At 72.4% G+C, this 10,785-nt stretch carries 1 pseudogene; it reads left to right on the top strand.

The features are described from left to right. Positions 1 to 3 precede the first annotated feature (3 nt). A pseudogene (locus QMG86_RS17800) lies at positions 4 to 10,785 on the top strand (type I polyketide synthase); the annotation flags it as partial.

Below are 10,785 nucleotides of genomic sequence, written 5' to 3'. Positions count from 1 at the left end.
ACCGACGAGCTACGCCGCTATCTGAAGAAGACCGCGAAAGAACTCTACGAGACCAAACAACACCTGCGCGAACTCACCGATCGGACGCGGGAGCCCATCGCCATCGTCGGGATGGCCTGCCGATACCCCGGCGGCGTCCGGTCCGCCGAGGACCTGTGGCGCATCGCCGCCGAGGGCGTGGACGCCGTCGGCGGGTATCCCTCCGACCGCGGCTGGGACCTCGAGCGATTGTTCGATCCCGATCCGGACGTCCCCGGGACGGTCTACACGCGGGAAGGCGGTTTCCTCGACAGTGTGGCCGATTTCGACGCGGGCTTCTTCGGCATCAGCCCGCGCGAGGCCGCCGCGATGGACCCGCAGCAGCGCCTGATGCTCGAGGCGGCCTGGGAGGCCCTGGAAGACGCCGGCATCGACCCGCTGTCGCTGCGCGGGAGCGACACCGGCGTGTTCGCCGGGGTGGCCCACCAGAACTACGGGCCCCGCGTCGGCTCCCCGGATATCACGGCCGAAACGGAAGGCCATGCCTATCTGGGTGTTTCCAGCAGTGTGCTGTCGGGCCGGATCGCTTACACCCTCGGGCTGGAGGGTCCGGCCGTCTCGATCGACACGGCATGCTCCTCGTCGCTGGTCGCCCTGCATCTCGCGTGCCGGGCGCTGCGCAACGGCGACGCCACCCTCGCGCTGGCGGGCGGGGTCACCGTGATGTCGGATCCGTCGCTGCTCATCGCGTTCGCGCGGCAGCGCGCCCTCTCGCCCGACGGCCGGTGCCGGGCATTCGCGGCGGCGGCGGACGGAACCGGCTTCTCCGAGGGACTCGGCGTGCTGGTGCTCGAACGGCTCTCCGACGCACGGCGGCTCGGGCACACCGTGCTGGCGGTCGTCCGCGGCAGCGCGATCAACCAGGACGGCGCGAGCAACGGGCTGACCGCGCCGAACGGACGGTCGCAGGAAGCCGTGATCGGGCAGGCGTTGCGCGACGCGGGCTTGGCGCCCGCCGACGTCGACGTGGTGGAAGCGCACGGTACGGGCACGATGCTGGGCGACCCGATCGAGGCCCGCGCCCTGATCGCCGCCTACGGCGCTCGGGAACCCGAGGCGCCTTTGCGGCTGGGATCGCTGAAATCCAACATCGGTCACACCTCGGCCGCGGCGGGCGTCGGGGGCGTGATCAAGATGGTGCAGGCCATGCGGCACGAGATGCTGCCGAAGACCTTGCACATCGACGCGCCCACTCCCCATGTGGACTGGTCGGCGGGCACCGTGCGGCTGCTGCGGGAGAGCGAGCCGTGGCCCACCGGCGCCAGGGTCCGGCGCGCGGGCGTGTCGTCGTTCGGCGCCAGCGGTACCAACGCCCACGTCGTCCTCGAGGAAGCGCCCGCCGATGCGCCCACCGAGACCGAATCCGAGCCCGGTCCTACCGAGCCTGTCGCAGCGAATCATCCTTCGCCGCAGGTGCTCCCGTTGCTGTTGTCCGCGCGTTCTGGCGCCGCACTGCGGGAACAGGCCGACCGCTTGCGGCGCTGGATGACCGACACCCCGGCGGCGGATCCGCGGGATATCGCGCATTCGCTGCTCACCTCCCGTGCCCGGCTGGAATGGCGCGGCGCGGTCGTCGGTCGTGACCGGGACGACCTTCTGGCCGGTTTGGCGGCCCTCGCCGAAGGGCGTTCCACGCCGGGCGTGGTCGAGGGCCGGGCGCGCTCGGGCCGCACGGCGTTCCTGTTCACCGGTCAGGGCGCGCAGCGCGCCGGAATGGGACGGGAACTGTCCGCGGCGTTCCCGGTGTTCGCGGCGGAACTGGACCGGGTGTGCGCCGAATTCGATCCGCTGCTCGGACGTTCGCTGAAAGACCTCCTTTATACCGAGTCGCCGGACGGCGACAGCGCGCCCGGACCGCTGGATCGGACCGAGTTCACCCAGCCCGCGCTGTTCGCGTTCGAAGTGGCGCTGTACCGGCTCGTCGAGTCCTTCGGTCTGACACCGGACGTGCTGCTGGGCCATTCCATCGGTGAACTGGCGGCGGCGTATGTCGCCGGAGTGTGGTCGCTGCCGGACGCGTGTGCGCTGGTGGCGGCGCGGGGCCGGCTGATGGGCGGCCTGCCCGCGGGCGGCGCGATGCTGGCGGTGGCGGTCCCGGAAGAAGAGGCGTCGGCCGCGCTCGACGGGTACCACGGCCGGGTCTCCGTGGCCGCGGTGAACGGCCCGTCGTCGGTGGTGCTGTCCGGTGACGCCGACGCTGTCGCCGAGATCGAGGGGCTCTTCGCCGAGCGAGGTCGCCGGACGAACCGGCTGCGCGTCAGCCACGCCTTCCATTCGGCGCGGATGGAACCGATGCTGTCGGAGTTCCGGGCCGTGGCTTCCGGCGTCACCTACCGGCGGCCGACGATCCCGATCGTCTCGAATGTCTCGGGCGCACCGGCAGGCGACGAGCTGACCGATCCCGAGTACTGGGTCCGTCAGGTGCGGTCGGCGGTGCGGTTCGCACCGGGCATCCGGGCACTGGCCGCGAGTGGGGTGGTGCGATTCCTGGAGGTCGGTCCCGACGCGGTGCTGACCGCGATGACCCGGGAATGTCTCGCCGAACAACCCGATGTCGAGGCCCGCTGCACGGTGGTCGCCGCCGTGCGGCGTGGCGCGGACGAGGCCGGGCAGCTCACCGCTTTCCTGGCCGCCGCGCACGCCGCGGGCGCCGAAGTGGACTGGCGCCCGCTGTTCGCCGACACCCGGCCGCGCCGAGTGCCGTTGCCCACCTACGCTTTCCAGCGTCAGCGGTACTGGTTGCCGCCGGCCGACGGGATCGGCGATGTGAGCCGCGCCGGTCTGACCGCGATGGACCACCCGATGCTCGGCGCGGCGCTGGCCCTGGCCGGTACGGACGAGTGGCTGTTCACCGGCCGCCTGTCCACGCTGTCGCAGCCGTGGCTGGCCGACCACACGGTGTTCGGCACGGTGCTGTTGCCGGGCACCGCGTTCGTGGAGTTCGCGCTGGCGGTCGGCGCGCGACTGGACGCCGCGACGGTCGAGGAACTGGTGCTGGAGGCGCCGCTGCGGCTGGACGAGGGAACCGAGGTCGATCTCCAGATCAGCGTCGAATCGCCCGACGACGCGGGACGCAGGCGCTTCGTCATCGCCTCGCGGACGGTCGGCGACCGGACCGCCGGATCCACGCACGCACGTGGTGTGCTCGCGCCCGCCACGGATGGCGCGGGGGCATCCGGCGGTACGGACGGACCGTCCCCGGACGAGGACGCGACGACCGGAGCCGCGCTGTACGACCACCTGGCCGCCCGTGGCCTGGATTACGGACCCGCATTCCAAGGCGTGCACCGGTTGTGGCGCCGCGACGACTCCGTCCTGGCCGACGTGCGCCTCGGCGAGACGACCCCGGACGCCTCGCGTTTCGGTGTGCACCCCGCACTGCTGGATGCCGCACTGCACGCCGCGGTCGATGTATTGGCCGCCGATGCGCCCGCGCACCACGCGCCGCTGCCGTTCTCCTTCACCGGTGTGCGGTTGTATCGCGGTGGCGCGAGCGGGGCACGGGCGCTGATCCGGCCCGTGGGCGCGGACGGAGTGCGGGTCGAGTTGCGCGACGACATGGACGCGTTGCTGCTCACGATCGACGCGCTACAGGCGCGTCCGGTCGACAGTGACGCGGTGCGCGACACGCGCTCGGCCGCACCTCACGGTCTCTACGACGTGCAGTGGGTGGCAGTGGCATCCGGTGCGCCGTCCGGCGCGGTGCGGCTGGCCGCGGTCGGCGGACCGGCGCGATCCGCTTTCGGCGAACACCATCCGGACATGGCCGCGCTGACCGCGGCCGCTGGGACCTCGAACGCCCGGCAGGCCGACGCGGTGGTGTGGTTCGCGGAATCCGAACCCGGGCACACCGAAGGCGCCGAGGCCGACAGGGTACGCCGCAGCGCGAACACCGCGCTGGCGATGGTGCAGTCCTGGTTGCGCCTGCCCGAGTCCGGCGACACCCGGCTGGTCGTGGTGACCCGCAACGGCGCCGGACAGCACGGCGAGGACCTGGCGGCCGCGGCGACCTGGGGACTCCTGCGCAGCGCGCAATCGGAGCATCCCGGCCGGATCGTCCTGGTGGACGCCGAGCGTGACGCGGTCGTCGGGCCCGAGCTGATCTCGGCGGCCCTCGCGACCGACGAACCGCAGCTGGCGGCGCGCGGGGGCGAACTGCTCGCGCCCCGGCTCACCCGGCGCGGCCAGGTGACCGGCGGGCCGGTCACCCTGGGTTCGGGCGCGGTGTTGATCACCGGCGGCACCGGCGGGTTGGGCGCCCTGGTGGCCCGGCACCTGGCCGCGACGCACGGTGTGCGCGACCTGGTATTGGTGTCACGCCGCGGCGAACGGGCCGACGGTGTGGGTGAACTGGTCGCCGAACTGACCGGACTCGGTGCTCGGCCGCGGGTGCTGGCCTGCGACGTCGCCGACCGTGCCGCGGTGCGCGCCCTGCTCGACGAGTTGGCCGACGGTCCGGAGCTGACCGCCGTGGTCCACGCCGCGGGCGTCTTGGATGACGCGACGCTCCACGCACTCACCCCCGACCGGATCGAACGGGTCTTCGCGCCGAAGGTCGACGCCGCCCTCCACCTGGACGAACTAACCCGCGACCGGAACCTGTCGGCGTTCGTTCTCTTCTCGTCGATCGCCGCGGTTCTGGGCTCCGCGGGTCAGGGCAACTACGCCGCCGCCAACTCGGTGCTGGACGCGCTGGCCCGCCGCCGCGTCGCGGCGGGACTGCCCGCGGTCTCGATGGCCTGGGGTCCGTGGAGCCAGCACGGCGGGATGACCGCCGACCTGGGCCGTGCGGGTCTGGAACGTCTGTCCCGCATGGGTTTCCGGCCACTGACCGAGTCCGACGGGCTCGCGCTGTTCGACCGCGCCGTCGGCGCGGACACGCCGCTGGTCGCCGCCGTGGACTTCGACACCGCGGCATTGTCCGCACAGGCCCGCGCGGGTTTGCTGCCGCCGCCGCTGCGTTCGCTGGTAGCGGTGCCGCGCCGCGCCGCAGGGGGCGGCGGCGAGCTGGCGGAGCGGCTCGCCTCGGCGCCGCCGGACCGGCACGACGCGATCGTGCTGGAATTCGTTCGCGGGCAGGTCGCCGAGGTATTGGGCCACGCGACGGGCGACCTGATCGAGGCCGACAAACCGTTCAGCGAGCTGGGATTCGACTCGCTGGGCGCGGTGGACCTGCGCAACCGCCTCACCAAGGCCACCGGTCTGCGTCTTCCGTCGACCCTCGCCTTCGATCACCCGACCTCGGCCGCCGTCGCTCGGCTGCTGCGTTCCCGGATCGAGGGCGCCGGGCCGGGAATCCGCCGGACGCAGCAACGCACGCGAGCCGACGAACCGATCGCGATCGTCGGCATGGCCTGCCGGTACCCCGGCGGAGTCACGTCTCCGGACGAACTCTGGGATCTGGTTGCCTCGGGTACGGATGCCATAACCGAGTTCCCGGCGGATCGCGGCTGGGATCTGGATCGCCTGATCCATCCGGACCCCGAGCATCCGGGAACCTCCTACGTCAAAGAGGGCGGGTTCTTGACGGACGCGGCGGAATTCGACGCCGGATTCTTCGGAATCGGCCCGCGGGAGGCGAACGCGATGGACCCGCAGCAGCGTTTGCTGCTGGAGGTGTCGTGGGAAGCGCTCGAGCACGCCGGTATCGATCCGATGTCGCTGCGGGGCACCGACACCGGCGTCTACACGGGCGTGATGTATCAGGACTACGAGGTCTTGACCCGCAAAGCGGGGCCCGAGGCCGAAGGCTACGTGGGGACCGGCTCGGCGGCGAGTGTGGTCTCGGGACGCATCGCGTATTCGCTCGGCCTGGAAGGCCCCGCGATGACGGTGGACACGGCGTGCTCGTCCTCGCTGGTGGCGCTGCACGTGGCGTGCCGGGCGCTGCGGCAGGGGGAGAGTTCGCTCGCCCTGGTGGGCGGTGCGACGGTGATGGCCACGCCCACGGTGTTCGTGGAATTCTCCCGCCAGCGCGGTCTGGCCGCGGACGGGCGGTGCAAATCGTTCTCGGCCGCCGCCGACGGGGTGGCCTGGGCGGAGGGCGCGGCCGTCCTGGTGGTCGAACGACTTTCGGACGCACGGCGACTCGGCCACAACGTGCTCGCTGTGGTGCGCGGCAGCGCGGTGAACCAGGACGGCGCCAGCAACGGCCTCACCGCGCCGAACGGCCCGTCGCAGGAGCGGGTGATCGCGGCGGCGCTGGCCGATGCCGGGCTCGGCCCCTCGGACGTGGATGCCGTGGAAGCGCACGGGACCGGAACGACCTTGGGCGACCCGATCGAGGCACAGGCGTTGCTCGCCACCTACGGGCAGGGACGTCCGGAAGGCCCGCTGCGGGTCGGTTCGCTCAAGTCCAATATCGGCCACACCCAGGCGGCGGCCGGTGTCGGCGGCGTGATCAAGATGGTCCAGGCGCTGCGCCACGAGGTGCTGCCGAGAACCCTGCACGTGGACGAACTCTCCCCGCACGTGGACTGGTCGGCCGGATCGGTGCGGGTGCTGACCGACGCCGAGCCGTGGACGGCCGGCAGCCGGGTACGGCGCGCGGGGGTGTCGTCGTTCGGCATCAGCGGCACGAACGCGCATGTGATCCTCGAGGAAGCGCCCCCGTCCGCGCGCGACGAGCGTTCGGCGGCGGACACCGATCCGGTGGCGGGCGGCGCGGTGCCGCTCGTGGTCTCCGCGAAAACCTCCGAAGCGCTGCGCGGTCAAGCCGAACGCTTGCGCTCCTGGCTGGCCGGTGCGCCGGAGATCGACTCGCGGCGGGTGGCGAGTGCGCTGCTCGACTCGCGCGCACTGCTGGATCGCCGCGGCGTGGTGGTCGGACGCGATCGGCGGGAACTGCTGGCCGGGCTGGCCGCGCTGGCGGCGGGCGCGGGGTCGCCGCACGCGGTCGAGGCGCAGGCGGTGCCGGGTGCCACGGCCTTCCTGTTCACCGGCGGCGGCGCGCAGCGCGTCGGCATGGGCGCGGACCTGTACCGGGCGTTCCCGGTCTTCGCGACCGCGCTGGACGAAGTCTGCGCGGAGTTCGACCGGCATCTCGGCGGTTCGCTGCGGGAGGTGATGTTCACCGACGCGGCCGGGGTGCTGGACCGGATGGACCGGATGCAGCCCGCGTTGTTCGCGTTCGAGGTGGCGATGTTCCGGCTGCTGGAATCGCACGGTCTCGTACCGGATGTGCTGGCGGGTCACTCGCTCGGCGAACTCGTCGCGGCATACGTGTCCGGGGTCTGGTCGCTCGCCGACGCCTGTGTCCTGGTGGCGGCGCGGGGACGGTTGATGGGAGCAGCGCCCTCCGGTGGGGCGATGCTGGCGGCCGCGGTGTCGGAGACGGAAGCGGAGGAACTGCTGACCGGCCTCGGTGACCGGCTCGCGCTCGGGGCGGTGAACGGGCCGGAGTCGGTGGTGTTCTCGGGGTACGCCGACGCCGTCGGCGAGATGCAGCGGCGGCTGACCGAGGGGGGACGTAAGAACACCCTGCTGCGTATCTCGCACGCGTCCCATTCGATGCTGATGGAGCCCGTGCTGGAGGAATTCCGCGCGGTGGCGGAGGGGCTGACCTATCGCAAGCCCGCCGTGCCGATCGTGTCGAACGTCTCCGGCGCGCAGGCCGGTGACGAGGTGTGCGATCCGGGCTACTGGGTGGCGCAGGTGCGCAGCTGTGTGCGTTTCGCTCCCGGCGTGCGCAGTCTCCTCGACGCCGGAGTGCGTCGTTTCGTCGAGGTCGGGCCGGACGCCGCGCTCACCGCGATGATCGGGGAATGCCTGGCCGAGCGTCCGGAGGTGGCGGCGAAGTCGCTGGTGGCGGCGTCGTCGCGGCGGTCGGTCGAGGAGGTGACCCAGGTCGTCACCCTCCTCGCCCAGTCCTACGCGGCAGGCGTGCCGGTTCGCCTGCGGTCCCTGCTGCCCGCGGGAGACGCGCGGGTGACGCTGCCGACGTACGCGTTCCAGCGCCGCCGCTACTGGGTGCAGCCCGCGCCCGAGGCCGTGCCGGGTTCGTTCGGGCATCCGCTGCTGACCAGCGCGGTGCCGCTGGCCGGGAAGGACGAATGGTTGTTCACCGGCCGGTGTTCCACGCGTACCCAGCCTTGGATCGGCGACCACGCGGTGTTCGGTTCGGTATTGCTGCCCGGGACGGCCTTCGCGGAGATGGCCCTGGCCGCGGGCGCGCATCTGGACGCCGGGGTGGTCGAGGAACTCCTGTTGCAAGCTCCCCTCGTGCTCGACGCGGGCGTCGAGATCGATGTGCAGCTGAGTGTCGGTGTGCCGGACCAGGAAGGGCGGCGCGGTTTCGCCATCCATTCCCGCCCGGCGGACCCGGACGCGGCCGACGCGAACGCGTGGGTGCAGCACGCGAGCGGGGTCTTGACCACGGCCGACGACGAGCCCGCGCCGGTCTGGGGGGAGCGGTTCCGGCCGCCTTCCGATGCCGAGCCGTCGGACGGGTCGCTCTACGACCGGCTGGCGGAGCGCGGCCTGGACTACGGTCCGGTGTTCCAGGGCGTGACCGCGCTGTGGTCGCGCGGCGAGCAGACGTTCGCCGAAGTCTCCCTGGACGAATCCGTCACCGTCGCGGCGGCCCCGTTCGGTATCCACCCGGCGCTGCTGGACGCCTGCCTGCACGCGGCGCTCGGCGATCTGATCGACGACCTGCCCGCCGGGCAGGTGCCGTTGCCCTTCTCGTTCGCCGGTGTGCGGTTGTGGCGATCGGGAACCACCGCCGTGCGCGTCCGCGTCGTCCGCGATGCCGAGGGACAGGTCGCGATCGACATCGCCGACGAGACCGGCTCGCTCGTGGCGCGCATCGATGCGGTCTCCGCACGCCCGATCGCGGCCGACGCGTTGGGGCCCATAGCCGCGGCACGTCGTGCGGCGCCCCTGCACCTGCGCTGGACGCGCGCGGAGCTACCCGCGCTGCGGGCCGTGCCCGACCGCGTGGCGACGATGGGGCGGACACGGGTATCCGGCGTCGATCGCCACTACGCCGATGTCACCGAAGTGGCTGCGTCCGAACGACTTCCGGAAGTTGTCGTGTGGTCGCCCGGCGACGGACCCGCGGGCCCGGTGGAGCCGGGGACGGTGCGGCGCGCTACCCGCACGGCATGGGAGTTGTTGCGGTCCTGGCTTTCGAGCGAGCGGCTGGCGGACACTCGGCTCGTGGTGGCGACCCGCCGGGCGGCGGGCCTGCCCGGGGAGCCGATCGATCTGGCCGCCGCGGCGGTGACCGGCCTGGTCCGCAGCGCGCAGTCGGAACAACCGGGCCGCGTCGTGCTCCTGGACCACGACGGGGACCTGGACGCGACGACGGTGCTCGGCGTGATCGAATCCGGGCACGCCCAAGTGGCGGTCCGCGGGGGAGAACTCCACCTGCCGCGCCTGGCCCCTACCGATATGCCCGAAACAACCCTCAGCACAGGGCTTTTCGGTGACGGAACGGTGCTCGTCACCGGCGGTACCAGCGGATTGGGCGCGGTGCTCGCCCGGCACCTGGTCACCGCGCACGGCGTCCGGCATCTGTTGCTGGTGTCGCGCCGCGGCGCGACCGCCGACGGGGTCGCGGAGCTGGTCGCCGAGCTGGACGGGCTGGGCGCGCGCACCCGGGTCGCCGCGTGTGACGTGGCCGATCGCGCCGGTCTGGCCGCCGTGCTGGAGTCGATCGGGGACGAGCACCCGCTGACGGCGGTGATCCATTCCGCGGGCCTGATCGATGACGCCACCATCGAGACGCTGACCGAACGACAGCTCGATCGTGTGCTCGCGCCCAAGGTCGACGGCGCACTGCACCTGCACGAGCTCACCCGGGACCAGGAGCTGGCCGCGTTCGTCGTGTTCTCCTCCGCGGCGGCGATTCTCGGATCGCCCGGGCAGGGCAACTACGCGGCCGCGAACGCGTTCCTCGACGGGCTCGCGCATGCCCGCCGCGCACAAGGGCTGCCCGCCTTGTCGGTCGCCTGGGGGCTGTGGAACCAGGGCACGGGCATGACCGCCGAGATGGACCGCGCCACGCTGGCGCGGCTGCAGCGCATGGGTCTGCGGATCCTCGGTGACGCGGACGGGACGGCGCTGTTCGACGCGGCGCTCGCCACGGACGCGGCGGTGGTCGCCTGCGTCGCATTCGACCAGCCCGCTCTGGCCGCGCAGGCACGTGCCGGACTGCTGCCCGAGGTGCTGAGCGGCTTGGTACCCAGCCGTGCGCGGCGAGTCGCGGCCACGCGCGCGTCCGGCGGTCTGCTGGCCGACCGGCTCGCCGCGGCGCCGGAGGACGAACGCGACGCGCTGGTGCTCGGGTTCGTCCGCGAGCACGCCGCGGCCGTATTGGGATACCGGTCCGCGGCCGCCATCGATCCCGAAACACCGTTCAACGAAATGGGTTTCGATTCATTGAGCGGCGTCGAGTTGCGGAACCGGCTGTCGGAGGGCACGGGTACGCGTCTGCCCTCGACGCTGGTCTTCAACTACCCGACGGTGAGCGCGGTGGCGAAATTGCTGCGGTCGCACTGGGAGGCGACCGCGACCACCTCGGCGATCGACGACCAGATCGACGCGCTCACCGCGTTGTTCGCGACTCTGCCGTCCGCGGAGGACAAGGCCCGGCTGGCCGAACGGATCCGCGCGGCGCTCACCGAGGCCGTGGAGGAACCCGAGCCCGAACCCGCCGCCGCGCAGGGCCGGGACGCCGTCGAGGCGGCCGCCACCGCGGACGAACTGTTCGCTCTCATCGACCAGCAGATCTCCGGAAAGTAG

It is taken from the genome of Nocardia sputorum, assembly GCF_027924405.1.
Classification (GTDB): Bacteria; Actinomycetota; Actinomycetes; order Mycobacteriales; family Mycobacteriaceae; genus Nocardia; species Nocardia sputorum.
This window is presented reverse-complemented; position numbering and strand designations above follow the sequence as displayed.